The sequence below is a fragment of the Mycobacterium deserti genome, assembly GCF_025345615.1.
Classification (GTDB): domain Bacteria; phylum Actinomycetota; class Actinomycetes; order Mycobacteriales; family Mycobacteriaceae; genus Mycobacterium; species Mycobacterium deserti.
The window spans coordinates 861,779-886,921 of record NZ_JAODWD010000001.1; the positions used below are offsets into that span (position 1 = coordinate 861,779).

At 64.9% G+C, this 25,143-nt stretch carries 29 protein-coding genes and 1 tRNA gene; 17 read left to right on the plus strand and 13 right to left on the minus strand.

Annotation, left to right across the window (positions count from 1 at the left end; genetic code table 11):
* Window positions 1-267 precede the first annotated feature (267 nt).
* The 5 genes from N4S67_RS04300 to N4S67_RS04320 all read left to right on the plus strand — a co-directional run bounded on the left by N4S67_RS04300 (window position 268) and on the right by N4S67_RS04320 (window position 2,688).
* Window positions 268-651, plus strand: a complete 384-nt coding sequence (locus N4S67_RS04300; RefSeq protein WP_260991667.1) for a hypothetical protein — start codon at window positions 268-270, stop codon at window positions 649-651.
* The gene (locus N4S67_RS04305; RefSeq protein WP_260991668.1) at window positions 648-1,109 is read left to right on the plus strand and encodes a RipA family octameric membrane protein; all 462 of its coding nucleotides are present in this window, start codon (window positions 648-650) and stop codon (window positions 1,107-1,109) included. Before N4S67_RS04300 ends, N4S67_RS04305 begins: the two co-directional genes overlap by 4 nt.
* Window positions 1,106-1,408, plus strand: a complete 303-nt coding sequence (locus N4S67_RS04310) for a DUF7701 domain-containing protein (RefSeq protein ID WP_260991669.1) — start codon at window positions 1,106-1,108, stop codon at window positions 1,406-1,408. The genes N4S67_RS04305 and N4S67_RS04310 overlap by 4 nt, the downstream gene beginning before the upstream one ends.
* A gap of 125 nt (window positions 1,409-1,533) precedes the next feature.
* Window positions 1,534-2,457 (plus strand): toll/interleukin-1 receptor domain-containing protein, encoded by a 924-nt coding sequence (locus tag N4S67_RS04315; RefSeq protein WP_260991670.1) that lies wholly within the window; start codon window positions 1,534-1,536, stop codon window positions 2,455-2,457.
* A 153-nt stretch (window positions 2,458-2,610) separates the two neighbouring features.
* A tRNA-OTHER gene (locus N4S67_RS04320) sits at window positions 2,611-2,688 on the plus strand.
* 785 nt (window positions 2,689-3,473) lie between these two features.
* On the opposite strand, the gene N4S67_RS04325 is transcribed toward N4S67_RS04320, so the two are convergent.
* Together N4S67_RS04325 and N4S67_RS04330 are read right to left on the minus strand one after the other, a co-directional pair.
* Complete coding sequence (locus N4S67_RS04325) at window positions 3,474-3,950, minus strand: helix-turn-helix domain-containing protein (RefSeq protein ID WP_260991671.1); 477 nt, start codon at window positions 3,948-3,950, stop codon at window positions 3,474-3,476.
* 375 nt (window positions 3,951-4,325) lie between these two features.
* Window positions 4,326-4,820 carry a MarR family winged helix-turn-helix transcriptional regulator gene (locus N4S67_RS04330; RefSeq protein WP_260991672.1) on the minus strand — a complete coding sequence of 165 codons (495 nt, stop codon included), beginning with the start codon at window positions 4,818-4,820 and terminating at the stop codon, window positions 4,326-4,328.
* A 363-nt stretch (window positions 4,821-5,183) separates the two neighbouring features.
* Here N4S67_RS04330 and N4S67_RS04335 point away from each other — a divergent pair, with 363 nt between their 5' ends.
* Together N4S67_RS04335 and purU are read left to right on the plus strand one after the other, a co-directional pair.
* Entirely contained in the window at window positions 5,184-6,932 is a 1,749-nt protein-coding gene (locus N4S67_RS04335) for a PGRS repeat-containing protein (protein WP_260991673.1), read from the plus strand.
* A 116-nt stretch (window positions 6,933-7,048) separates the two neighbouring features.
* On the plus strand, window positions 7,049-7,975 hold the full coding sequence (gene purU, locus N4S67_RS04340) for a formyltetrahydrofolate deformylase (protein ID WP_260991674.1): 927 nt from the start codon (window positions 7,049-7,051) through the stop codon (window positions 7,973-7,975).
* Between the two features lie 6 nt (window positions 7,976-7,981).
* Here the strand turns inward: purU and N4S67_RS04345 are convergent, their stop codons facing one another.
* The gene (locus N4S67_RS04345; RefSeq protein ID WP_260991675.1) at window positions 7,982-8,293 is read right to left on the minus strand and encodes a hypothetical protein; all 312 of its coding nucleotides are present in this window, start codon (window positions 8,291-8,293) and stop codon (window positions 7,982-7,984) included.
* Between the two features lie 121 nt (window positions 8,294-8,414).
* Here N4S67_RS04345 and N4S67_RS04350 point away from each other — a divergent pair, with 121 nt between their 5' ends.
* A complete protein-coding gene (locus tag N4S67_RS04350) occupies window positions 8,415-8,660 on the plus strand; it encodes a hypothetical protein (RefSeq protein ID WP_260991676.1) in 246 nt (81 codons plus the stop codon).
* Here N4S67_RS04350 and N4S67_RS04355 read toward each other — a convergent pair.
* Entirely contained in the window at window positions 8,642-9,649 is a 1,008-nt protein-coding gene (locus tag N4S67_RS04355; protein ID WP_260991677.1) for an oxygenase MpaB family protein, read from the minus strand. The two genes, N4S67_RS04350 and N4S67_RS04355, sit on opposite strands and share 19 nt — an antisense overlap.
* Before the next feature lie 69 nt (window positions 9,650-9,718).
* Between N4S67_RS04355 and N4S67_RS04360 the strand changes: the two genes are divergently transcribed.
* On the plus strand, window positions 9,719-10,303 hold the full coding sequence (locus N4S67_RS04360; RefSeq protein WP_260991678.1) for a TetR/AcrR family transcriptional regulator: 585 nt from the start codon (window positions 9,719-9,721) through the stop codon (window positions 10,301-10,303).
* Window positions 10,304-10,307: 4 nt separating this feature from the next.
* Here N4S67_RS04360 and N4S67_RS04365 read toward each other — a convergent pair whose 3' ends face one another.
* From N4S67_RS04365 to N4S67_RS04375, 3 genes are all read right to left on the minus strand, one after another.
* A complete protein-coding gene (locus tag N4S67_RS04365) occupies window positions 10,308-10,724 on the minus strand; it encodes a hypothetical protein (RefSeq protein WP_260991679.1) in 417 nt (138 codons plus the stop codon).
* Window positions 10,725-10,900: 176 nt separating this feature from the next.
* Window positions 10,901-11,314, minus strand: coding sequence for a hypothetical protein (locus N4S67_RS04370; RefSeq protein WP_260991680.1), 414 nt, complete (start codon window positions 11,312-11,314; stop codon window positions 10,901-10,903).
* Window positions 11,315-11,397: 83 nt separating this feature from the next.
* A complete protein-coding gene (locus tag N4S67_RS04375) occupies window positions 11,398-11,820 on the minus strand; it encodes a hypothetical protein (RefSeq protein WP_260991681.1) in 423 nt (140 codons plus the stop codon).
* Window positions 11,821-12,073: 253 nt separating this feature from the next.
* Here N4S67_RS04375 and N4S67_RS04380 point away from each other — a divergent pair, with 253 nt between their 5' ends.
* The 4 genes from N4S67_RS04380 to phoU all read left to right on the plus strand — a co-directional run bounded on the left by N4S67_RS04380 (window position 12,074) and on the right by phoU (window position 17,238).
* Window positions 12,074-13,072, plus strand: a complete 999-nt coding sequence (locus N4S67_RS04380; protein WP_260991682.1) for an acyl-ACP desaturase — start codon at window positions 12,074-12,076, stop codon at window positions 13,070-13,072.
* Between the two features lie 14 nt (window positions 13,073-13,086).
* Complete coding sequence (gene dusB, locus N4S67_RS04385; RefSeq protein ID WP_260992053.1) at window positions 13,087-14,220, plus strand: tRNA dihydrouridine synthase DusB; 1,134 nt, start codon at window positions 13,087-13,089, stop codon at window positions 14,218-14,220.
* 204 nt (window positions 14,221-14,424) lie between these two features.
* On the plus strand, window positions 14,425-16,485 hold the full coding sequence (locus tag N4S67_RS04390; protein ID WP_260991683.1) for an LCP family protein: 2,061 nt from the start codon (window positions 14,425-14,427) through the stop codon (window positions 16,483-16,485).
* A gap of 84 nt (window positions 16,486-16,569) precedes the next feature.
* The gene (phoU, locus tag N4S67_RS04395) at window positions 16,570-17,238 is read left to right on the plus strand and encodes a phosphate signaling complex protein PhoU (RefSeq protein WP_260991684.1); all 669 of its coding nucleotides are present in this window, start codon (window positions 16,570-16,572) and stop codon (window positions 17,236-17,238) included.
* A gap of 67 nt (window positions 17,239-17,305) precedes the next feature.
* Here the strand turns inward: phoU and pstB are convergent, their stop codons facing one another.
* The 6 genes from pstB to N4S67_RS04425 all read right to left on the minus strand — a co-directional run bounded on the left by pstB (window position 17,306) and on the right by N4S67_RS04425 (window position 23,039).
* Window positions 17,306-18,082 carry a phosphate ABC transporter ATP-binding protein PstB gene (gene pstB, locus N4S67_RS04400; protein ID WP_260991685.1) on the minus strand — a complete coding sequence of 259 codons (777 nt, stop codon included), beginning with the start codon at window positions 18,080-18,082 and terminating at the stop codon, window positions 17,306-17,308.
* 9 nt (window positions 18,083-18,091) lie between these two features.
* Complete coding sequence (gene pstA, locus N4S67_RS04405; RefSeq protein ID WP_260991686.1) at window positions 18,092-19,006, minus strand: phosphate ABC transporter permease PstA; 915 nt, start codon at window positions 19,004-19,006, stop codon at window positions 18,092-18,094.
* Window positions 19,003-20,052: a phosphate ABC transporter permease subunit PstC gene (gene pstC, locus N4S67_RS04410; RefSeq protein WP_260991687.1), complete on the minus strand. Its 1,050-nt coding sequence runs from the start codon at window positions 20,050-20,052 to the stop codon at window positions 19,003-19,005. Before pstC ends, pstA begins: the two co-directional genes overlap by 4 nt.
* A gap of 47 nt (window positions 20,053-20,099) precedes the next feature.
* Window positions 20,100-21,236 carry a phosphate ABC transporter substrate-binding protein PstS gene (pstS, locus tag N4S67_RS04415; protein WP_260991688.1) on the minus strand — a complete coding sequence of 379 codons (1,137 nt, stop codon included), beginning with the start codon at window positions 21,234-21,236 and terminating at the stop codon, window positions 20,100-20,102.
* A gap of 133 nt (window positions 21,237-21,369) precedes the next feature.
* Complete coding sequence (mshD, locus tag N4S67_RS04420) at window positions 21,370-22,254, minus strand: mycothiol synthase (protein ID WP_260991689.1); 885 nt, start codon at window positions 22,252-22,254, stop codon at window positions 21,370-21,372.
* Window positions 22,251-23,039: a winged helix-turn-helix transcriptional regulator gene (locus tag N4S67_RS04425; protein ID WP_260991690.1), complete on the minus strand. Its 789-nt coding sequence runs from the start codon at window positions 23,037-23,039 to the stop codon at window positions 22,251-22,253. The genes mshD and N4S67_RS04425 overlap by 4 nt, the downstream gene beginning before the upstream one ends.
* 190 nt (window positions 23,040-23,229) lie before the next feature.
* Here N4S67_RS04425 and lmeA point away from each other — a divergent pair, with 190 nt between their 5' ends.
* The 4 genes from lmeA (at window position 23,230) to N4S67_RS04440 (ending at window position 25,122) form a co-directional block, all read left to right on the plus strand.
* On the plus strand, window positions 23,230-24,015 hold the full coding sequence (gene lmeA / locus N4S67_RS04430; protein ID WP_390893246.1) for a mannan chain length control protein LmeA: 786 nt from the start codon (window positions 23,230-23,232) through the stop codon (window positions 24,013-24,015).
* A gap of 28 nt (window positions 24,016-24,043) precedes the next feature.
* Window positions 24,044-24,463 carry a TlpA family protein disulfide reductase gene (locus tag N4S67_RS04435; RefSeq protein ID WP_260991692.1) on the plus strand — a complete coding sequence of 140 codons (420 nt, stop codon included), beginning with the start codon at window positions 24,044-24,046 and terminating at the stop codon, window positions 24,461-24,463.
* Between the two features lie 29 nt (window positions 24,464-24,492).
* Window positions 24,493-24,582 (plus strand): Ms5788A family Cys-rich leader peptide, encoded by a 90-nt coding sequence (locus tag N4S67_RS28015; protein ID WP_353651812.1) that lies wholly within the window; start codon window positions 24,493-24,495, stop codon window positions 24,580-24,582.
* 90 nt (window positions 24,583-24,672) lie between these two features.
* Window positions 24,673-25,122 carry a DUF4395 domain-containing protein gene (locus N4S67_RS04440; protein WP_260991693.1) on the plus strand — a complete coding sequence of 150 codons (450 nt, stop codon included), beginning with the start codon at window positions 24,673-24,675 and terminating at the stop codon, window positions 25,120-25,122.
* The last annotated feature ends 21 nt before the right edge of the window (window positions 25,123-25,143 follow it).

Here is a 25,143-nt window from a genome sequence, read left to right on the forward strand (position 1 = left end):
GTAGAGTCGCAGTCGGGCGAGCTCACCGCTAACGACAGTCGCGAGGTGGTGGACTAGGGAACGGCAACGGAGATGTATTAGCTCGCCGAACGCGGATCGGCCTAATGACTGCTGTATCCGCACGACGTCGGTGGTGAACACGAAGGACAGATCCTCTAAGGAGGGGTTCAAAGCTCGCGCCTTATCGAACATGTGCCCTTCATGCGGCGCGATGGCCCGGTACCCTCCCAAGTAAATCGAATGCCCCGGGGATGCAAAGGAGCAGGTGTGGCCACACGTGTGTACACAAGTTTTGATTATGACCACGATGCCACATTGAAAAACTTTCTAGTAGGGCAATCGCGCCTTCCAGATTCTCCGTTTGAAATTAGTGACTGGTCGATAAAAGTGGCATCACCAGGCTGGAAAGCAGAAGCTCGACGACGGATCCGGGCAAGCGACACTGTGGCTGTAATATGCGGACAATTTACACACACTGCCGTGGGGGTGGCTACTGAGGTGCAGATCGCTCGAGAAGAATCTATTCCTTACTTTCTATTAAAAGGCTATCGGGATAGAACTTGCTATAAGCCGACAACTGCGCTACCTGCTGATCAAATTTACCCATGGACGTGGGATAACCTCAAAATCTTGGTTGGCGGCGGTCGATGACATCGGGCGATGACGGGAACCCGCAGACCATGGAGTTCTACAAACTCGCCGTCGACATGGCCGATAAAATATCGGGCCGCAGGGCAACGTCCAATTCGTTCTTCCTCACCGTTCAGACTGCATTCGTTGCCGTTGTAGGGCTAGCTGCTCCCGCCTTGGAGAGCCGCCCGTGGTGGGTCAGCTCCGTGATAGCAGCTGCCGGAGTTACAATCTCGGTCTCTTGGTGGCTACAGCTTCGTAGCTATCGCGACCTTAATAAAGCGAAGTTCGCGGTGATCCTCGATATGGAATCTCGGCTGTCAGAGAAAGTGTTTACAAACGAGTGGAAAACGTTAAAGGAAGATCCTGTTGAGTCCTGGAGAGAGCGCTACGCGGAGCTCGGCCTCGTTGAGCGGGTTATCCCTGTCGTGTTCGCGGTACTATACGTTGCTCTACTCCTCGGAAGGCTCCTCCATTGACGTATTTGGAGGATGATGCGTCGCTGATCAAATCTATGTTGCCACGCGACGTTTCGCCGCCGGCTGAATCAGATTATTTGTTCATCCTGTACGCAGTGCTGATGCGGTCGCAGGGTGAGGCAGTCCGCCTGTCCGATGTTCACGACGCGTGGACAGCATGGAAACTATTAACAACAGACGACCATGAGGCGCTATTGCCATTCGACCAGCTTGATCCAGACGTGCAAGCGGAGGATCAGCCTTATGTTGACGCCATTGTTGCCGCAGCCAGGCGGCAGAAGGAGCGACCGAGCTTCTAGATTGCGTCTGGCGAAGTGCCCGCGTGGCTGGTCCGACGCAGGACCTTGGTACTCACACCTATGGTTAACCACCGACCGAGTGTTTGTCGCCGCGTCTCATTTTTCGGCCACCTACGCTGATGGCCGTGGGTGGCGATGAGGACAGCGAACGTCGAGACTTCTTTATCAGCTACACAGCCGCAGACGCGGCATGGGCTGAATGGATCGCGTGGACCTTGGAGGAGGCCGGATACACGACCTTCCTCCAGACTTGGGACTTCACGCCAGGTGCGCACTTCGTCCAGGAGATGCACCGCGCAACCTCGCTCGCGGATCGCACGATCGCAGTGCTTTCTGGGAATTACTTACAGTCCCAGTTCGCCAGCGCCGAATGGCAAGAAGCGTGGCGGGCAGACCCTTCTGGAGAACAGAGGCGATTGTTGGTCCTCCGGGTTGAAGACTGCGATCGTCCGGGGCTGTTGGGACAGGTCGTGTCGGTTGATCTGTTTGGGATGGAAATGGAGACTGCACGATCGCACCTTCTCAGCGCGGTCAGCTCAGAACGCCGAAAACCCCCACTTCCGCCTGATTTTCCAGGAGCGGAAGCGCCGATTACGCCTCCACCATTTCCAGGTCGGCTCATACCTGCATCTGCAGAGGAGTCCTACGGCGCCGGAGGTCCGATCAGCCGGGAGAACCCATTCGCGGTTGCCTACATGTGGTGGTACGGCATTCTTCAGCTAAATGAGGAAATCGTCCGGTCCACGGTGACCCCAGAGTCGGACGGTCAATGGGATCTGCCCGCCCTTCGTTCCCGTACAAGCGATAGCGGTATCGCCACCGGCGTAATGAAGCCCGTCTACGACGTTGCTTACGTCAGACTCGCGGAGGATTTACCTGAAGGCGCAGCGGTCTGGCAACTAGTTGGAGGTCAATTTCCGACAGAGGTCATGGTGGTCACACTCGTTCTTCGGCCAGAACTTGGTGGTTGGCGGGTACATGCAGTCGGCCAGCCAGTACCACCATCGGCTCTCCCCCGCACATGGACACCAGGCTTGTCGAGTTCCTAAATCAAGCAACATTTGGCGATGTCTGCCTCCGCGTGTAGTCCGCACACAGTCCGCAGCACACCCGACCGCACCCAACGAAAGCCGACGGCTACACACACCCAAACCTGTTGTGCCTCTTGCTTTCACCCATCGTTTCCGTCATCCACCCACAGTGCCCCTAAATCAACAAAGCCCAGGTCATGCAGACTTTTAATCCGCAGGTCCCAGGTTCGAGCCCTGGTGGGGGCACCACGGTTTCGGCCGAGCGTCGGGTGGACGGTTGACGTTGGCCGGGCTGGACCCGCACCCGGCATTTTGTTTGGCAGTCGCTGCCTCAAATCTCACGCCCATTGCCAAACCTGTAATGGCAGCGGCTGCCAAAATTCAATTATCGGAAGAGATTAACATTTAATTATCTGAAAGGTTAAGTTTCCTTCCGAAATTTTATTGCCTAAGGTGCAGCAAATGTAAAAATGACAGCGATCAATTTATCCTTTGCCAGTTCTACACGTTGCCGCGAACGCGGTGCATGGACCGGCCCTACGACCGACAATCTTTGTAGTCACATGTACGTGCGGCGTTCGAGTCAGGCTCCGCCCTGGCGCACCCAGATCTTTCCGCCAGGATGGGATACCTCAGTGAGGAAACAACTTAACGACGGAAGGCTGTTGGCGTGCGTCGATGCGGGCGATCTCAGATGTCAGGGCGCCAGGAAAGGTCCCTGGACTCTCTTCGGGTGTTGAAGACAGCGCACTATGCAGCTAAATTGTTTGCCGGGTCAATAGGATTGGCGGACGCCCGGTCGTGTTTGCTTGCGCTTAGCGAAGACCAGGCGCAGTATATGAGTTGTTGACGTGTTCGCAATTCATTTGCCACTCGCGACGCTATGAGAGTCAGGGTGGGGTATGCGAAAGATCAAATCTTCCGGGGTAAAGAACCGCAGTCACGCGAACGTAAGGACCGACCGGAAAACCGCGTTACCGCATCTGCGATGGGTACTGCGGCAGGTGATGTCACGAGTGCGTCCAGACGATCTGTCAGGCCCCGAGATTGCCGCTCTCCTCGGGGTCCTGACCCCCGCCCACTCCAGGGTTATCGGCAGACCAGCCCACCGGCCAGCCACCCTCGTCGGAGTTCGCGATGAGCACCCGACGCCGAATCTCGCTTAGCAGCGAATCGATTGACGCCCTTGTTAAGTCGCCTGTCAGCGTCGTCAGTTCCACCACGCCGAGTTCGTCACTACGGAGGTAGCCCGCGGCCACCAACGCCTCGACCGGCGACCTGCCATACGCCCGCGCTAGGGCGACGACGGCTTCGGCCCGCGGAGTATTGGTCCCGCGCTGCCATCGCGAGATGCTGGACTGATCGATGCCGGTGATCGCGGCGATGTCCTTCTGGGCCGCTTCCCCAGTGACCGTGACGACGTAGCGCCACCACGTCGATTGCGCTGCACGCGCTCGTGGCTGCTTGGTGGCGCCGGCGGCGAGAGTCGAGTTCTGTGACAGGTCCGTCACCTTATTCTCCTTGCGAGTCCCCGACCATCTATGCGTTCGGCGCGACTAATGCGCGCATGCATATTACCATGCACGCGATTCAAGCGACATCGCTGATCTGCCTCGCTGTCATCCGTCGACGCGGATCGAGGCGTTGCGAGCGCGACCCAACAGCTCACGTCGGCGGCTGCCGCACCCCGACAGCGTCGGTGAACCCGTCTGGTGGTGATTTGCTCACGGCTGGGGCATAGTTTGCCAGCGCGGCTACATCCTCGACCTGGGTGAGAACCACGGGAAGGCTAGCTAATCTGGAGCTAGGTTGCCCTCGCGGGAATAGTCGCCCACTGCGTGACCTGAGGGCAGACAACATATCTCATTGCGTGAGGCGGTTCGTCGTTACGACGCCGCGAGGTGGTCGCGGAACATGCGCATGGCGTCTGTCAGTCCGCAGAAGACCCGGTGCGCCGACGCGAGATCGTCCTCGGCAAATTCGGCCAGCGCGGAACGGATGTGGTTGCCCAAGGGAGCCAAGAAGGCGTTGATTAATTCAATGCCCTTGGGTTCGTAGCGCAAGATCACTTTCCTGCGATCGGACGGATGGGATTCACGACGGATATGCCCGGTACCGATCAACCGTTCCACCAGGTAAGTAATGGCTGCGCCGGAGACGTCCATCCGTTGGCGCAACTCGCCTGCCGTGAGCGGCCTGCCCGCCGTCTCCGCCACCATGATGTGCAGCAGACCGTAGAAGTCGTTGGTCGTGACGCCTTGGGTGCCGGCGAACACGCGGCCGATGCGGTCCCCTTCTGCTGTCAGCGCTTGAAGATCGGCCACCATGAGAGATTCCAACATTGCGCGGCTTGTCTGCTGCCCTTCGTGATGCTCGGCCATCGACGGTCCCCCTCCCCAGTTAACCCTACCGTCAATGCCAGAGTTTATGTGTGCTTCGAGGTTCGCTGGGGAGAACAAATAGGTCGCCTGGCAAATGACATCAGTGCCATCACAAGGCTTCATCCACCCCGACGTCGATGTGCTCGACGATCTCCGGTTCGCGCTGGCATTGCGTCGCGGTTGCCGGTGACCTGCGCGTCGCTTAGCGACTGGGCACCGAAAGTGACCTGGCTTGCATGATCGCATGCAAGTGAGTAGTCTCACATGCATACACGGATGGACTCAAACGACGGGCACGACGTGTTAGCGACTTTGATCGCGACGACGTCGGTGCTCTGCGGAGCCCCGGACAGGGAGCTCGAAATGAAACCAACCATCTACCCATACGCAACAGGAATCGCACTCGCCGGGGCCGGCGCGCTGATAGCGCTCGGCTCGGGTACCGCGCAGGCCGCGCCGGTGGAGTCGCCGGCGCCAGCCCCCACGACCCAGTGTCTGGTCACGGGTGCGGGCTGTTCCGTCAGCTCGCTGATCGGGCCCCGGCTCAGCTACGCACCGACGACAAACGCGCTGGCAGCGGCTTCGCGCTTCGAGTTCGGCCCGTACGAGCCGATTCACAGCATCGCTGTCAATGATCCCTTCTACCACCTGATCGGGATCGCCGGATTGGTCCCCATCGTGAACATCTTCGTCAGCAACGGCGTCAATGGTGCAGCGGGTACGGGCGCAGACGGCGGCAACGCCGGACTGCTGATCGGCTATGGCGGCGTCGGTGGATCCGGTGGCGCGGGGATAGCCGGCGGCAACGGCGGCCAAGGTGGGCTGTTCTTCGGCAACGGTGGCGACGGCGGCGTCGGTGGCCTCAGCGCTGCGGGCGGTAACGGTGGCAACTCCGGAACGCTGGCACTGTTCGGACACGGCGGTGACGGTGGCCTCGGTGGTGCCGGAACGCCTGGCACGGCCGGTACGCCGGTCACGGGCGCTGCTGCGAACGGGACGACCGGCGCGGCGGGCACGGGTACGGGCACAACGGGCGCCGACGGAACGAATCCGGCCGGTGACGGCGTCGCGGGAACCGCGGGCGCGGCCGGAGTGGCAGGCACCGGTGGTGCAGGCGCACCCGGCAACCCGGGTGATCCCGCCGGAGCGGGCGGTGCCGGCGGAACCGCTGGAGCCGCAGGAACCGGTGGTGACGGAGGCCTAGGTGGCAGCGGCACCGCGAGCGGCAATGGTGGCGCAGGTGGCGCAGGTGGCGCATCGAGTACTGCGGGTGTCACTGCAGTCGGCGGTGACGGCGGCGACGGCGGTAACGGCGGAACCGGTGCTACCGACGGTGGAGCTGGCGGTGCCGGAGGCGCCGCGGTGAACACCGGTGGAGCGGCAACGGGCGGCGTCGGCGGAGTCGGCGGCGACGGCGGAATCGGGGCAGCCGGGCAACCCGGCGGCACCGGCACCGCTGGCGGCGCAGGCGGCGCAGGCAGCAACGGCACTGTTGTGGGGACCGCGGGCACTGCCGGCGGACCCGCAGGTGCCGGAGGCAACGGCGGCACCGGCGGCATCTTCGGTGGTGGCGGTGCGGCCGGTGACGGCGGCACCGGTGGCACCGGTGGCACCGGTGGTACCGGCCAAGCCGGTGGCGACGGCGGCGACGGCGGCGCGGGGAGCACTGGTGGCACTGGTGGTGACGGCGATGCCGGCGGCAACGGCGGGGTCGGCGGAGCAGGCGGCGCAGGCACCGGCGGCAGCGGCGTTCTCGGCGTCGGTGGCGCAGGCGGCGAAGGCGGTTCGGGCGCTACCGGTGGTCCAGGCGGAGAAGGTGGCGCCGGCGGAGCCGGTGGCACCGGAGGCACCGGCGGGACCGGCGCTGCGGGTGGAACTGGCGGCACCGGTGGTACCGGTGGCGAGGCCGGAACCCCAGGTAGCGGCGGACTGATCGGTCATACCGGAAGCACCGGATCATCCGGCGCGACCGGGACGACCGGATCGACCGGAGCGACCGGAGCGACCGGAAGCACCGGATCGACCGGGGCGACCGGAGACACCGGCACCAGCGGCAGCGCAGGTGCAGGCGGCACGGCTGGCGGCACAGGAGCCACTGGCGCGTCGTCATAACTGAAAGGCAGGGCTGCGCAAGCGGCCTCTGCTGATCGAGCATCGGGGGCGTCGGCTATGCCGGCGCCCCCGGTGGCATGCTCGGACTCGAGAGGCTCGGAGGAGGTGAGGATTTCATGGCGATCCGAAAGGACGTCGACCGTGCGGCCTCAGGTCCCTACGCCGAGTCAGGTTCACAGGCGTTATCGGTCAAGGACGTCGGCCGGTTGTTATTGCGTTGCGCCGACAAGCCGGGACTGGTCGCAGCCGTCAGCGCTTTCCTGGCCTCGGCTGGGGCGAACATCGTGTCGCTCGATCAGCATTCCACCGAGCAGTCCGGCGGAACGTTCGTGCAGCGCACTATTTTTCATCTTCCCGGGTTGTCCGCGGCGCGGGACGCACTGGAGCGAGATTTCGGCGCGAAGGTAGCCACACGGTTCGACATGGACTTCAGGCTCACCGAGGCGGCCAAACCCAAACGCGTCGCGATCATGGCCTCGAAGGACGATCACTGCCTTCTTGATCTGTTATGGCGCACGCGTCGCAGCGAATTGGACATGACGGTGGTGATGGTGATCTCGAACCATCCCGACCTGGCCGACCAGGTGCGCCCGTTCGGTGTTCCGTTTGTCCACGTGCCCGCCTCGAAGGACAACCGCGCAGTTGCTGAGCAGCGTCAACTCGACCTGTTGCGCGGCAATGTCGACCTGGTGGTGTTGGCCCGCTACATGCAGATCGTCACCCCGACGTTCCTGGCCGAGGTCAGTTGTCCGCTGATCAATATTCACCACTCGTTCCTCCCGTCGTTCGTCGGCGCGGCACCATATCGCCGGGCCAAGGAGCGCGGCGTCAAACTCGTCGGCGCGACCGCGCACTACGTGACCGAGACGTTGGACGAGGGCCCGATCATCGAACAGGACGTCGTTCGAGTAGACCACCGCCACGGTGTAGGCGACCTCATCCGCCTAGGCGCCGATGTCGAGCGCGCCGTGCTTTCGCGGGCGGTGCTGTGGCATTGCGAGGACCGAATCATCCGCTATGGCAACCAAACGATCGTCTTCTAAGAGCACTCAGGGACGACGAGGTCGCGGATTCTCGCTCGGGTTCCCGCGTGCAGGCTCGGTTCGCCCACGCGAGCGCGCGACCACCGTGCAGAGCACGATCCCGACGAGAGCGAGACCGGCGAAGACGAACGTCAGGACGACGTTCGTGGTCTCACCCTCGAAGCAGGTGCCGCCCCGGGTGCCGGTGCCGCAGGCATACGAGCGGTTCGCTTCGTCGTTCGCGAGCCACTTGTAGCCGAAGAACCCCGCCAACGAAACGAACGCGACGATCCCCAACGTCGCGATGACGGTGTTCAGCCAGAAGCCGGCCTTGGTCATGGCTCAAGCTAACCCGGTGACCGTGTGCTTGCTTTTCTCGGCAGTCAAGGTCCCGCTGAAACTATGCTCGACAGCGATGCTCTACCAGCAATCGAGACCTCCGTATTGGCGGCGCCACAGGGTGACAACTGCGGCAGCACTGCTGCTCGTCTTGTGGCTGCTGACGGCCGGGTGGTACACCACCGTGGCGGTTGCAGGCGTCGTCGTGCTGCTCGTTGCCGTGCGACGACACCGCAGAGCGGCCAGGATTCGCGACGCCGGTCTGCGGGCGCGCGCCGATTACGAACACCGGCTGAGCCTCGCGGGCGATCCCCGCGGCACGTTCGGCCGCTATCCGCCGATGTGGAGTCAGACCTTCGGACAGTAATGGTGCGGGCTGTCGCGGTAGCCGACCGGCGGCAGGTTCCGTGCCGGGGTGTGTACGAGCGGCGCCTCGGCCGGTAGCCGGCCGTTGACCCTGTCCCAGCCCGCGCGGGCCCGCGGGTGGTAGCGCCGGCGCACCGGCACCAACTTGAATGCCAGATTGACGGCGCGGCCGAACAGGCGGTGCAGCCTCTCGTCGCGGCGCGACCACGAGTAGCCCATCAATTCGCGCACCGGCGGGTCGTACAGGCCGACGGTCACCCAGACCGCGAACGGCCCCAGGACTTTGAGCTGTAGGCGCCACAGCCAGTCCGGAACCCACTGCAGCGAAGGATGTTTCGGCATCGTCGACAAATCGAGTACTTCGCGTGCGGCCCAATTGTTCTCGAGGACATGGCGGCACATGTGATTCCAGTACTCCTGGAACTCCTCCCAGGTCTTGGGCACCGGGCGCATGCTCATCCCGTACATCCGGTACCACGTGATGTGCTCGTCGAACAGTTGGCGCTTCTGGTCCTCGCTCAAGCCGTCGCCGAAGCGCTCGGCGGTCAGGATGGTGCCCATGAAGAACGTCGAATGAGCCCAGTAGAAGACGTCGGGATTCAGCGCGCTGTACCGACGGCCCTGATCGTCGACACCCTTGATGCCGACGTGGTAATCGCGGACCTCGGCGCCGGTCTGTGGCGCCTGTTGGCCATCGAAGACGACGCCGCCGATCGGGTACAGCGACCGCAGCAGCCGCGGCATGCGCTCCATGAAGAAGATCGAGTGTTGCTCGACCGCCGCGCCAAGCTGCGGGTGCATGTTCTGCATCGAGCCGGCCCACGGTCCCTGCAACAGACCCCGCCAGTCGCCGAACAGTTTCCATGTCAGCGAGTCGGGGCCGAGTGGCTGTGGTGGCGCGTCATACCCACCCGAGGTCACCGGGCAACCGGCGGCGACGGGCGTGGTCCCGGTGGTCACGGGGCATGCCTCAGACGTATCTTGAGTCACTGATGGGCTTCCGTCCCGTCAGAGCCGAACTCTGACTACAGGCGTTGTCACAGTCAGCTTAGGAGGGATGTGCCTTCGGGTCAACGACGCGGTCGCTGGTCGGGCGTCCCCCTGCAGGACCGTCAGGCGCTGCGCCGCGACGATCTCGTCGCCGCCGGTGTCAACCTGCTCGGCGGTCCGGAGGGTCCGGCTCTCACCGTGCGCGCCGTCTGCCGGGAGGCCGGCCTGACCGAACGGTACTTCTACGAGAGCTTCACCGACCGCGACGAGTTCGTCCGCGCGGTCTACGACGACGTGTGCGCGCGGGCGATGTCGGCGCTGACCAACGCGGAGACACCCCGCGCGGCCGTCGAACGGTTCGTGGCATTGATGGTCGACGACCCCGCGCGTGGACGGGTACTGCTGCTCGCGCCGACCGTCGAGCCGGTGCTGGTCCGGTCCGGCGCGGACTGGATGCCGAGCTTCATCGAACTCCTGCAGCGCAAGCTCACCCGCATCACCGATCCCGCCGTTGCGGCCATGGTGGCCACGGGCCTGATCGGCGCCCTCTCGGCGCTGTTCACCGCCTACTTGAACGGTCGGCTCGCCGCCACCCGGGAACAGTTCATCGACTACTGCGTCGACATGCTGCTCAACCGGGTGTCTTCCTACTGAGCGCTTACTCGTCGGGCGTCGCGGCCTCTTCGAGCTCCTCGGCCTCTTCTTCCTCGGCCTGCTTCTTGGCCTCCCGCCCGAGCGGGCTGCCGATCGAGGCGCCTGGATCGGTGGCGGTGGCGAACGGACCCGCGCAATTCAGCGAGACCAGCATCTCGTCCTCGGAATGCTCGAAACCGTCACCGACCCCGCGCAGAAACGGGGGCTCCCAGGCGGCGGTGACGATGCAGTCGTCGTCTTCGAGCCTGTCGCCGACGCGCGTCGCGACAATCGGATCAAGACCGTCTTCGTCCATCGCCTCCGACGCGTCGGAATACGTCTGACCCACGTAGTCACTCGCGGCGGCGGTACCCGTCCCGAACAGCGCCAGCATTGCCGCTGCGGACACAACCGCGCCGACGCCCAGAATGCGCTTCTTCATGCTTGCCCGCTCCTGTCAGTGGTGCCGGAGCGTGCGGGCGAGATCTCTCGTATCAAGAATCGCCGCTCGTAGGCACCGGCGTGATATCCACGCAAGAGTTGCCCACGGACGTGTACAGGGACGGGCGCGCAGATGGAATGAACGTGAATTCCGTTGCGGTGAGAGGCGTCTGACGCCTACTCGTCGGGCGTAGCGGCCTCTTCGAGTTCCTGCTGCTCCTGCTCCTCGGCTTCTTCCTCGGCGGCGGCCTTGGCTTCGCGCCCGAGGGGGTTCTGCACCGACGCGCCCGGATTGGTGGCGGTGGCGAACGGGCCCGCGCAGTTGAGCGCCAGCGACACCTGTTCCTCGGAAGAGTCGATGCGCAGGAAGGCAGAGTCCCAGGCATTGACGACGATGCACTCGTCCTGCTCGAGCTGGTCGCCGACGCGGGTGGCCACCACCGCCGTGCCGCCGTCTTCCTCGATCGCCTCGGCCGCGTCGGAGTAGGTATCGCCCACGACGTCCGGGGCCGCGGTCGCGGTGCCCGCCCCGAACAGCGCTACGGCGGCGGCAACCAAGGATCCGGCCGTAACCAAAAGGCGCTTCTTCATGAGTGGCCGACCTCCATGTGCGATGACAGGCGAGATGATGGGCGTAGCTTATTGCGTCTCCGCCCGGTCCGCCACCGCTGCGATCAGGCGCCCGGCGTGGCTGCCTCCGCGAGTTCCTGCTCCTCCGCCTCGGCGGCTTCTTCTTCGGCTTCCTGCTTGGCGGCGCGCCCGGCCGGGCTGAGCGCCGAGTTGCCCGGCGACCCCGGTCCGGCGAGTTCGCCGTTGCAGTTCAGCGCGACGAGCACCTCGTTGTTGCCGATGATGCGGCCCCGCGAGCTGAGGTTCGGATAGCCCGCTTCCCAGGCGTTGGCGACGAGGCAGTCGCCCTCGTCCGCGCCACCACCGATACGGGTGGCGATCACCGGCGTCCCGCCGGCGTCCTGAATCATGGCCTTGGCGTCGCTGTACGGGCGGTCCACCACATCCGGGACAGCCCCGGCGGTTGCCACACCCAGTGTCAGGACAGCTCCGGCCGTCGAGGCGACGACGACTGCGCTGCCGATCATGTTGCGCGCCTTGACCAAGGCCCGACCTCCGAATCTCGTGTTTCGCTGCGGTGCGGGCCGAAGCGCTTTGCCCGCCGAGGATAGTACCGCGCCCTGATGCGCCGCGTGGTGCAGATGTGACACTCCGAGCAACGACTTGAATGTCACCGCGGTACACAGATACTCTGAGTGCAACCGACAGGTACAGATAACTGGAGCGTTTCGTACACGCGGACGGTGGGCGCGCGCCCTGCAGCGCGAGGAGGGAAGACTGATGCACGAGAACCTGACCGACCTGCACCTACTGCGGGAGCTCGAGCCCGTCGTTGAGAAGAACCTGAACCGGCACCTGTCGATGCGCAAGGACTGGAACCCGCACGACTACATCCCGTGGTCGGACGGCAAGAACTACTACGCGCTCGGCGGCCAGGACTGGGATCCCGAGCAGTCACAGCTCTCCGAGGTCGCTCAGGTGGCGATGGTCCAGAACCTGCTGACCGAGGACAACCTGCCCTCCTACCACCGCGAGATCGCGATGAACTTCGGCATGGACGGCGCCTGGGGCCAGTGGATCAATCGCTGGACCGCTGAGGAGAACCGGCACGGTATCGCCCTGCGCGACTACCTCGTCGTCACCCGCGCAGTCGACCCCATTCAGCTCGAGCAACTGCGCGTCGAGCAGGTCACCCGCGGCTTCTCCCCCGGTCAGAACGCCCAGGGCGACCTGTTCGCCGAGAGCCTGTTCGACTCCGTCATCTACGTGACGTTCCAGGAGCTGGCCACCCGTGTGTCGCACCGCAACACCGGCAAGGCGTGCAACGAGACCATCGCCGACCAGCTCTTGGCCCGCGTCTCAGCTGACGAGAACCTGCACATGATCTTCTACCGCGACGTGTCCGAGGCCGGCTTCGCGATCGCACCGGACCAGGCAATGCATTCCCTGCACCGCGTCCTGCGCAACTTCAAGATGCCCGGATACACCGTTCCGGAGTTCCGCCGCAAGGCCGTGATCATCGCCGTAGGCGGCGTCTACGACCCGCGTATTCACCTCGACGACGTGGTGATGCCGGTGCTCAAGAAATGGCGGATCTTCGAGCGTGAGGACTTCACCGGTGAGGCCGCGCGGATGCGCGACGACCTCGGTGTGCTCGTCGAAGAGCTGGAGGAGGCCTCGCAGAAGTTCGAGGAGTCCAAGCAGCGCCGTCTCGAACGCGAGGCGCGCAAGGCCGAGAAGCTGACGGCTGCAAAGGTGCTCGCCTCATCAGCGTCCTAGCTGAGCGCACACAACTGCGGATCGGGCCGATCGGGCTGCGCAGCCCGGTCGTGCTGGCCCCGATGGCCGGAGTCACCAACGTCGCATTCCGCACGCTGTGCCGAGAGCTTGAACTGGCCAGGGCCGGGACGGTCAGTGGCCTCTACGTGTGCGAGATGGTGACCGCGCGCGCGCTCGTGGAGCGCCATCCGTCGACCATGCACATGGTCACGTTCGCGCCGGACGAGTCACCCCGGTCGGTGCAGCTCTATTCCGTCGACCCGGAGAACACATTCGCCGCGGCCAAGCTGATCGTCGACGAGGGCCTGGCCGACCACATCGACATGAACTTCGGTTGCCCAGTCCCGAAGGTGACCCGGCGCGGCGGCGGTGCGGCCCTGCCGTTCAAACGCCGACTGTTCGGTCAGATCGTCGCGGCGGCCGTCCGCGCCACCGAGGGCACCGACATTCCGGTGACGGTGAAATTCCGGATCGGCATCGACGACGAGCACCACACCCATCTCGACGCCGGCCGGATCGCTGCCGAGGAAGGCGCGGCCGCAGTCGCCCTTCATGCCCGCACGGCCTCGCAGCGGTACAGCGGCCAGGCCGACTGGGAGCAGATCGCGGCGCTCAAGCAGCACGTCACCAGCGTCCCGGTGCTGGGCAACGGCGACATCTTCGAAGCCGACGACGCAGTCGACATGATGTCGGCCACCGGCTGTGACGGCGTGGTGATCGGACGCGGCTGTCTGGGCAGGCCGTGGTTGTTCGCCGAACTGTCGGCCGCCTTCACCGGAACCACGCCGGCCACGCCGCCAACGCTGGGCGAGGTCGCGCAGATCGTCGTGCGGCACGGCGAGCTGCTGGCGGCTCATTTCGGCGAGGACAAGGGCATGCGCGATATCCGTAAGCACATCGCCTGGTATCTGCACGGGTTCCCTGCGGGCGCCGAGCTGCGCAGAGCGCTGGCACTGGTCAAGACGCTTGACGAGCTGCGCGCTCTGCTCGACCAGCTCGACGCCAGTGTGCCGTTCCCGGCCGCGGCGACGGGACCGCGCGGACGTCAGGGCTCAGCCGCCGCGGTGGCGCTGCCCGAGAACTGGCTGGCCGACCCCGACGACTGCACGGTTCCGGCAGGTGCCGAGGTCATGCATTCCGGCGGCTGACGGGCGGAGAGCGGTCTCGATGTCGTCTCTAACCTGAGATGACTCTGACATCACTTCTCTCAGGATGTCTCAGTACGATAAGAGTCTTGTTCGTAATGGGCTCCAACGGCGGAGCCCCTCCTCGTGCGCCGAGAACAGAGGAACCGCGCACGACCATGCGCACTGACGCGCACGGTGGTTGAAGGGTCGGAGGCCGGTAGGACTATGAGTGACGGCGATAGCGCCACTCCTGGCCGGCGCGACCCATCGTTCGACAGGCGCAACCAATGGCTTACCCGAAGCTCGCGCCCATCGCTGGGTGCCGCGCCGTGGGAGCGCAACGGTAAAACCGACAACGACGACGCCGAAACAAGCGGCCATCACACCGACGGGGTCACCGTCGCCGACCTGATTGCCCGCGTCAGTGGTGACCAGGCGGTTCCGCCGCAGCTCAAGCGCCCGGCCGAACCCTCGCCGCCGCCAGCTCCGCCGACCGAGGTCATCGACGCCGTGCGCGAGCCCGATTACCCCGACGCCCCGGTCGGTGACCCCGACACCGAGATCATCCCGGCGCTGAAGGACGAGACTTCCGATCTGCCTGACTTGACGCTGCTTCGGCGCCGCGGGCGGGTGCCGCCGTCGCACGTCGGTTCCGTACGCACCACTCGCAGTCCCGAACCGCGACGGCGTCGCCGTGGCACGGTGTTCGCGGGCCGCGCGGCTGCAGCACTGCTGGCCGTGCTGGCGTTGGTTCTCACCGGTGGGGCGTGGCAGTGGCAGTCGATGAAGAACAACATGCTCAACCGCATCTCGGCGCTGGACCAGGATTCGCGCGACATCATCGACCCGAATGCACAGTTCGGTGACGAGAACTTTCTGATCGTCGGTGTGGACAGCCGCACCGGCGCGAATCTCGAGATGGGCGCGGGCACTCCAGAGGACGCGGCGGGTGCGCGGTCGGACACCGTGATGCTGGTCAACATCCCGGCGAACCGCGAACGCGTCGTCGCGGTGTCGTTCCCGCGTGACCTCGAGATCGAGCCGATGCAATGCGAGCCGTGGGACCCCGAGACGGGTGAGTATGGGCCGATCACCGACCCGGAGTCACCGATGTACGGCATGGAAGAGGTGTACACCGAGTACAAACTGAACTCCGCCTACGCCGTGGGCGGCCCGAAGTGTCTGGTCAAGGTGGTCCAGAAGCTGTCCGGCCTGTCCGTGAACCGATTCATGGCAGTCGATTTCGCCGGCTTCTCGAAGATGGTCGACGCCTTGGGCGGGGTGGAGGTGTGCACCACCACACCGCTGGAGGACTACGAGCTGGGCACGGTGCTGCCCAACGCGGGCAGGCAGATGATCGACGGGCACACCGCCCTCCAGTACGTGCGCGCGCGGCAGGTGACCACCGAGACCAACGGAGACTACGGACGCATCAAACGCCAGCAGCTGTTCCTGTCCTCGCTGTTGCGTTCACTGATCTCCAAGGAGGTGTTCTTCTCACTGTCCAAGCTCAACAACGTGGTCAACATGTTCATCGGCGACAGCTACGTCGACAACATCAACACCAAAGAGCTTGTGACGCTGGGACAGTCGCTGCAGAACATCGCGGCGGGCCGAATCACGTTCCTCACGGTGCCGACCACCGGCTACATGGACGAGTGGGGTAACGAGCAGCTGCGCGAAGACGACACCCGGGCGATCTTCGACGCGATCATCAACGACGACCCGCTGCCGGAGGAGAAGAACGCCGACAACAGCCCGGTGCCCGGTGCGCCCGAGCTACCCGAACCATCCGAGACGACGTTGACCCAGACTCCGGAGACGGAGACCGAAACTCCCACCCAGGATGCCGAGCCGTCGAGCGAGCTGGTCGACGCGGTCACCACCAACCCGCAGGACATCACGGTGCAGGTGTCGAATTCGACGGGCGAGGACGGCCTTGCGTCGACGGCGGCCACCGAGCTGCAGGCCCACGGCTTCAACGTCACCACCCCCGACGATTACCCGGGCCCGCTGAACTCGACGACGGTCTTCTTCTCTGCCGGCAACGAGCAGGCCGCCGCGACGGTCGCTTCCTCGTTCGCCAATCCGACCATCGAACGCGTCACCGGGATGGGCGACACCGTCCAGGTGGTGCTGGGCAGTGACTTCTACACGGTCAACGCGCCATCGCCCAGTGGCTCTCCGGTGCAGGTGCACGTCGTGCACGGGACGAGCAGCAGCGCTCCGACGCAACTGCCGGAGGATTTGGCCGTCACCAACGCGGCGGACACCACCTGCGAGTAATCGCACGGTCGCGACGGACCGCATTCACCTGGCGTTCACGATCACGTCGTGACGATTGCCCTGCTCAGCCCGTAGGCTGGGCACATGCGAACCGCGTATCACGAGCAATTGGATCAGCTATCCCAACAGCTCGGAGAAATGTGCGGGCTGGCCGGGGCTGCCATGGAGCGCGCGACTCAGGCGCTGCTGCAGGCGGACCTGGTGCTCGCCGAACAAGTCATCAGCGATCACGAGCAGATCGTCGCGATGAGCGCCCGTGCCGAAGAAGCGGCGTTCGTGTTGCTCGCCCTGCAGGCTCCGGTCGCCGGTGATCTGCGCGCGATCGTCAGCTCAATTCAGATCGTCGCCGACGTGGACCGGATGGGCGCGCTGGCACTGCACGTCGCCAAGATCGCCCGACGCCGTCACCCGCATCATGCACTGCCCGAAGAAGTCAACGGATACTTCGCCGAAATGGGCCGACTGGCCGTCGAATTGGGCAACAGCGCGCAGGAGGTGCTGGTTACCCGCGACCCGGAGAAGGCCGCCCGAATCGGCGACGAGGACGACGCGATGGACGACCTCCACCGTCACCTGTTCACGGTGCTGATGGACCGGGAATGGAAGCACGGGGTCGCGGCCGCTGTCGACGTGACGCTGCTCGGCCGCTTCTACGAACGCTTCGCCGACCATGCGGTCGAGGTGGCGCGCCGGGTCATATTCCAGGTCACTGGACATCATCCCGACGTGGAAGACGTCCCCGCCGCGCGCTGACGCCGGCATCACCGCCGCAAAACGAAAAGCCCCGCGAGAGCGGGGCTTTCGTCCTGTCTGAGCTCGTTTAACCGAAGCGGCCGGAGATGTAGTCTTCGGTGGCCTTCTTGTTCGGGTTGGAGAAGATCTTCTCGGTGTCGTCGATCTCGACGAGCTGGCCGGGCTTGCCGGTGGCTTCGAGGTTGAAGAACGCCGTCTGGTCGCTCACCCGCGCGGCCTGCTGCATGTTGTGCGTGACGATCACGATGGTGAAGTCCTGCTTCAGTTCGGCGATCAGGTCCTCGATCGCCAGTGTGGAAATCGGGTCCAGCGCCGAGCACGGCTCGTCCATCAACAGCACGTCGGGCTGCACCGCGATGGCGCGGGCGATGCACAGCCGCTGTTGCTGACCGCCGGACAATCCGCCGCCCGGCTTGTCGAGGCGGTCCTTGACCTCGTTCCACAGGTTGGCGCCCTTGAGCGAACGCTCGGCGACCTCGTCCAGCGTCTTCTTGTTGCGCGTGCCCTGCAGCTTCAGCCCCGCGACCACGTTGTCACGAATCGACATCGTGGGGAACGGATTCGGCCGCTGGAACACCATGCCGATGGTCTTGCGCACGCCCACCGGATCGACGCCGGCGCCGTAGATGTCCTCGCCGTCGAGCAGCACCGAACCCTCGACGCGGGCGCCGGGGATCACCTCGTGCATTCGGTTCAGCGTGCGCAGCACCGTCGACTTGCCGCAGCCCGACGGGCCGATGAAGGCCGTCACGCTGCGGGGCTGCACGGACAGCGCCACGTCGGCGACGGCCTTGAACGAGCCGTAGTAGATGTTGACGTCTTTGAGGTCAAGCCGCTTGGCCACTGAAGACTCCTAAACCTTCTTGGGGGAGAAGAACTTGGCGATGAACCTGGCACCGACGTTCAGCAGCGCGATCAACACGATCAGCGTGAACGCCGCGCCCCAGAGTCGGTCGGTCGGAACAGGATTGGCGCCGGCGCCTGCCGACGTCTGGTCGTACATCATGCCGGGCAGCGATCCCATGAAACCGCTGAACATGTCGAAATTCATGGCTTGGGCATAACCGACGAGAATCAGCAACGGGGCCGTCTCGCCCATGACGCGGGCCAGCGCCAGCAGGATTCCGGTGACAATGCCCGACAACGCCGTCGGGATCACGATGGCCGAAATGGTCTTCCACTTCGGCACGCCCAGCGCATAGCTGGCCTCGCGAAGGTCCATTGGGACGATGCGCAGCATCTCTTCGGTGGACCGGACGATCACCGGAATCATCAACAGCACCAAAGCAAGTGACACGGCGAAGCCGGAGCGCTCGAAGCCCAGTGTCGCAACCCACAGCGCGTAGATGAACAGCGCCGCGACGATCGAGGGCACGCCGGTGAGAATGTCCACCATGAATGTCGTCAGCTTGCCCAGTCGCGTGCCGCCGCCGTACTCCACCAGGTAGATGCCGACGAAGACACCGACGGGGATTGAGATCAGCGCGCACACAAGGCCTTGCAGCAGAGTGCCGATGATCGCGTGATAGGCGCCACCGCCGGCCTGAAAGGCAGTCATGCCGCCCTGCGAGTTGAACCACCAGGTGCTCGACGTGACGGCGCCGATACCCTTGACGATCACCGTCACCAACACCCATATCAGCGGCACCAAGGCGATCAGGACCGACGCGGTGACGAGAACGGTCGCGAGGTGGTTGGTGACCTTGCGGCGCGCGCTCACGCCCTGGAAGGTCGTCACCTTCACCGGCTTGTCCAGAGTTGACGTCATGAGGCGGACCGATCCTTCCCGGACACTGCTGCGCGAGCCAGCGTGTTGACCACGAACGTCAGGATGAACAACACCAGGCCCGCCGCGATGTACGCGCCCGCCTTGTATTGGTCGTTGAATTCCGAAGCGGCCGAGGCGATTTTGCTGGCGAACGTGAAGCCGCCGTCGAACAGCGACCAACCGAACGCGGTCTGCGTGCCACGCAGGATGATCAGCAGTGCGATCGTCTCGCCGAGCGCCCGGCCGAGGCCGAGCATCGCGCCGCTGATGTAACCCGACAGTCCGAAGGGCAGCACGGTGGTGCGTACCACCTCCCAGCGAGTCGCGCCCAACGCGAGAGCGGCCTCGATCTGGCCGCGTGGCGTTTGTACGAACACCTCGCGCGTGACCGCGGTGATGATCGGCAGAATCATCACCGCGAGCACGATGCCCGCTGTGAAGATGGTCCCACCGCCGGCCACCGACGCGTTGCCGGTCTGGAAGAGGAACATCCAGCCGAGGCTCTCGTTGAGCCACATCGCGAACGGCTTGATCACGGGGGCAAGGACGTAAAGCCCCCACACGCCGTAGATGATCGACGGCACAGCGGCCAGTAGGTCGACCATGTACGCCAACGGGCCCGCCACCCGCTTATGCGCGTACTGGGTCAGATAGATCGCGATGCCCAACGCCACCGGCATGGCGAGCACCAGCGCGAACACCGACACGAACACCGTGACCTGCAGCAGGTCGAGGATGCCGAACTGCATCGCCGACGTGTCGGTTGTTATCCAGTTGCCGGTGTAGAGGAAGAAATTCGCGTCGTTGCGACCAAGGGCCGGAATGGCGCGCCACAGCAGGAAAAAGCCGATCGCCGCAATGATGACGACGATCAGGACACCGGATCCCTCTGAAAGCCAGCGGAAGATCCGGTCTCCAGGACGAACTTTCGAACCCTTCGAGGGATCGGTGGAGATGGGTGTCGGCTCAGGGAAGGGCGTGGCCAATGCCTCGCCCGACCCTGCGCCCAACGGATTCGGAGTTGTCAATTGGACCCTATCGGTCATCTGTCGCAGCACCCATCTTTGCTGGTTTCCTGCTGTGGCGCCACTAGCTAGGCGGTTGAGCCGATAGCGTCGATCGACGTGAGCAGACGCTCCTTGAAGGCGTCCGGCAGCGGCACGTAGCCGGCGGCCGACAGGCCTTCCTGGCCCTGGTTGGCGGCGACCTTCAGGAACGACTTGACGGCCCCGGCGGTCTCGGCGTCGTAGCCCTGCGAGCACACGATCTCGTAGGTCGCGAGCACCAGTGGGTAGGCGCCGGCCTCCTTCGTGCCGTAGATCGAGTCGAGGTCCAGAGCCAGGTCGTTGCCCTCGGCGGCGAACTTCGCGGCGTTGATCGCCTTGCCCGCCGACTCGTCGGTGAGCTCGACCGCGCCTGCGCCGCTGTCGATTTGAGCGAACGGCACACCGGCCTGTTCGGCGAAGCCCTTCTCGACGTAGCCGATCGAACCCGGGGTGGCCTGCACGGCCTGCACCACGCCGGCGGACTTCTGTGCGCCCTCGCCGGCGCCACCCTGGAACTCGCTGCCGTCGCCCTTGGTCCAGGCTTGCGGAGCGGCCGCGGCCAAATACTTCTGGAAGTTGTCGGTGGTGCCCGAGGAGTCCGAGCGGAAGATCGGGGTGATGTCGGCATCCGGCAGGTTGGCGCCGCCGTTGAGACCGGCGATCGCGGGGTCGTTCCACTTCTTGATCTGGCCCTGGAAGATCTTGGCCAGGGTGTCGCCGTTGAGCACCAGCTTGTCGACGCCCTCGATGTTGTACGCCATCGCGATCGGGCCGAACACCAGCGGAAGGTTCCACGCCGGGTTGCCGCCGCAGCGATCCGCGGCCTGCTTGATCTGCTCTTCCTTCAGTGCCGAGTCCGAACCGGCGAAGTCAACCTGCTTGGCGATGAACTGCTCACGCCCCGCGCCGGACCCGGTCGGGTTGTAGGACAGGTTCTTGCCCGAGCACACCTGGCCCCACACGCGGTTGAACTCCGCGATCGCGTTCTGCTGAGCGGTCGAACCCTCGGCGGTGACGGAGTTCTTGCCGCCGCAGTCGGCCGACGCGGACGCCGAACCGCTGCCGCTGGTGGATCCACCGCTGCCGGCGTTGTTGTCGCTGCCGCACGCCGAGAGCGTCAGCGCGGCGATCGCCGCGACGGACAGGCTCGTGCCAAGCGTCTTGCCCATGCTGTTGCGCTTCACTTATCCCACTTTCGATTGACCGCTTTGAACTCCCCGGCAACGTATGCGCCCCCGGTGGACGGATCACGGATGGAAAGTAAACGGGCGGTGAACAGGTTCAGCTGGTTCACAGGGTTGCCCAGCTAGCGAGCGCTTACAGGGCGTACGCGGCGTCCACGCTGTGGACGCCAAATCCCAGGCGCTCGTAGGTTTTAACGGCGGCCGAGTTATCTGCCTCGACGTAAAGCATCACCGTTGGCTGTGAGCTTGCTGACAGTCGGTCCGCAAGGTGGTGCAGGCCGATCAATGTCAGCGCCGCGCCGAGCTTGCGGCCCTGCGCTTGCGGGTCCACCCCTACGACATAGACCTCGCCGAGATCGCCGGAATGAATCTTCGTCCAATGGAATCCCACCAACGTGTCGGTGCGCTCGTCGAAAGCCAGGAACAACCCGTCCGGGTCGAACCACCCCTGGACGCGACGCTCGGCGAGCTCGGACGTCGTCCAGCCGCCCTGCTCGGGATGCCACGCGAATGCGGCGTTGTTGACCCGCAGCAGTTCGTCGTCGTCGGCGGGTCCGCGATAGGTCGCAATCCGGACCCCTTCGGGGATCGTGACGGGCGGCAGGTCCGTCAGCGCCCTGCGCATCTGCAGCAGCTCCCGCACCACCGACAAGCCGAGCGATGCTGCGGTCGCCCGCGCCGGCTCGAGATTGCCATGCGCCCAGATGCGGGTGCCGTCACCGCCCTCGGCCAGTGCCGCACGCACGAGCGCCGACCCGATTCCGCCCCGACGGTGGTCAGGGTGCACGACCAGTTCGGCCATCGCGGGTCCCTGGTCCGACTTCGGCGCCAGGTTGAGATATCCGACGATGTCGCCGTCGCCGGCGAGTAGATGCCGGGTCCGGTCGTGGGCGAGTTCGCGGCCGACCTGGTCCCCGACGGGCGCGACGCCGTCGACGTCCGCTGCCGCCGCGGCGAGCTCGACAATGCGGCGCTGCTGGTCCTCCGAGAGGCCCGTGCGCCAGTCGATCGGCGTCACTGACTGCGCAGCGGGTCGACGAGCGAGTCGGGCACCACGTCGGGGGCAGCGTCGTAGGCGTCGTCGACGTCGCCGACGTCGTCGGGAAGCTCGGCATCGGGCGCAGGCGTCCGTCCTCGCGCCGGTCGTACCGCTTTGTAGCCGACGTTGCGCACGGTGCCGATCAGCGACTCGTACTCGGGACCGAGCTTGGCGCGCAACCGGCGCACGTGTACGTCGACGGTGCGGGTACCGCCGAAGAAGTCATAGCCCCACACCTCCTGCAACAGCTGAGCGCGGGTGAACACCCGACCCGCGTGCTGGGCCAGGTACTTCAACAGCTCGAACTCCTTATAAGTGAGGTCGAGTGGTCTGCCGCGCAATCGAGCGGTGTAGGTGCCCTCGTCGATCAAGAGCTCGCCAAGGCTGATCTTTCCGGCGTTCTCCTGGTTGGCCGCTCCACCGCGACGGCCGACGAGCAGCCGCAACCGTGCGTCGATCTCCGCGGGGCCGGTGCCGGGAAGCAGAATTTCGTCGAGTCCCCACTCGATGTTGACCGCGACCAGGCCGCCCTCGTTGACGACGGCCACCACCGGCACCGAATTGCCGGTGGTACCCAGGAGCCGGCAGAGCCCGCGTGCGGCGGCCAGATCAGTGCGCGCATCGACGATCGCGACGTCCGCGGACCCGGCTTCCAATAGCGACGACACCTCGGTGGGTGCCGTGCGCACATTGTGCGCGAGCAAAGCCAATGAGGGCAGAACCGACTCCGGGTGGGGATCGACGGTCAGTAGCAGTAGATCCAACTGGCCCTCCAACAGCCACGGGATCCTCGCCCAGACAACGATGTCGGTCGGTGACTTCCCAGATTCATACCGGTCACACGGCCGTTACCCGGCCGATGTTTCCCTAACGATAGCGCGCTACCTGCTGGTTAGCTGCGTCGAACCGGTCAGGCGGGGCGCAGTAGGCCAGAATGTGCGGGTGCGAAAGGTGATGATCGGCGTGCTGGCCACCGCGACCGCTGTTGTCGTCGGGGCCGTCGGGGTGGACTTCGGGGCCGCCATCTATGCCGAGTATCGCCTGGCCAGAAGCGTGCGCGAGGCCGCCGACCTGGCGTGGGACCCGTCGGTGGCCATCCTCGGTTTCCCGTTCGTGACCCAGGCGGCCGACCACCACTACGACGAGGTGGAGGTCCGGGCCAATGGTGTCGATCACGCCGTCGTGGGCAAGGCCTCGCTGGAGGCGACGCTGCACTCGATCGATCTGCCCGACGATTCATGGCTGATCGGCCCCGATGCCGAGCTGCCCGTCGCCAAGGCCGAAAGCCGCATCATCATCGACTCCACCCATGTCGGCCGTTTCATGGGCATTCCGGATCTGCTGGTCGAGGCCTCGACGCGGGAAAGCAACGACGCCACCGGCGGCACCACCGAGTCGGGCATCTCGAGCAACCGTGGGCTGTTGTTCACCGGAACGCCGAACACAGCGGACTACCACGAGAAGGTCAGCGTCGCGGTCGACCTGTCGATCGCCGGGCCGGACCGGACCACACTGGTGCTCACCGCGACCGATGTGCTGATGGGCCCGAACACCGCCGACCAGCACGTTCCCGACGACAAGAAGGCCGCGGTGCTGGCCGCCTTCAGCGCCAGCCTGCCGGGCCAGAAGTTGCCGTTCGGCCTCGCGCCGACGGCCGAGGGGGCCCGCGGGTCGGACATCATCATCGAAGGCATCGCCGAGGGAGTAACGGTCGCCCTCGACGAGTTCAACATGAGATGAGCGTTTATGTGATGAACGGGCAATGCGGATGAGCACCTCGTGGGCGTTGGCCCTCACCGTTCTCATCGCCGCGCTGGGCATCGCCTATGTGATCGGCCGCATGGTGTCGCTGCGCGCGGGCGCGCTCAAAGAGGTCGAGGCGGCCGCCGTGAACGTCAGCGACCTGGGGCTCTCGCGCACCGGTCCGACCGTTCTGCACTTCAGCGCGCCCTGGTGCGGACCGTGTGTCGCGGTGCGGCGGGTGGTCGACGAAGTCTGCGAGCAACTGCCCGAGGTCGCCCACGTCGAAATCGACATGGACGCCAATCCGGAGGCGGCACGGCGACTTTCGGTGCTGTCGTTGCCGACCACCTTCATCTTCGACGCGCACGGTTACCAGCGCTACCGCGCCGCGGGCGTCCCCAAGGCCGCTGACCTGCGGTCCGCGCTGGAACCGCTGTTGGCTTGATCACCCTGTCATTGGGTAAGCTGTGCCGCGTGTCCGCCCGCCTCGAGCCGATGCTCACCAAGCGCCGCGCAGTAGATCTGTGCCGCGTTGCGGGTTGCTGTTGTTGTTGTAGCTGCTGAGCGCAGCTGCGCTGGTTAGGCGCGCTCGCTCTGGGCAGCCGTTCCGGCTGCTCTGTCCCAGCCCATCCAACGCAACAGGAGTTCGTCACCGTGTCGATCAAGACCAATACGGCCACCGCCCTGGTGGACGTGCGTGGTCCCCGCTTCGTCGCCTGGGTCACCACGGCTGTCCTGGTGGCCACACTGCTGCTGTCGGCAGTCAGCCCGCTCGCGGCGGCAGCGCTGCTCGGTGTGCAGGCCGTCGTCTTCGCCATCGGCGCGGCGCTGGGCCCACGCCGGCACCCCTATGGCGTGGTCTTCGCGACGGTCGTCGCGCCCCGCCTGAGCCCGGCCACCGAGAAGGAACCGGTGCCCCCGCTGAAGTTCGCGCAACTGGTCGGCTTCGTGTTCGCGGTCCTGGGCGTCGCGGGCTTTGCCGCGGGCATCCCGCTTCTCGGCGCCGTCGCCACCGGCTTCGCGCTCGTGGCGGCGTTCCTCAACGCGGCGTTCGGCATCTGCCTTGGCTGTCAGATCTATCCGCTCGTCGCACGACTTACCTAAATATCAAGCAACTGAAAGGAT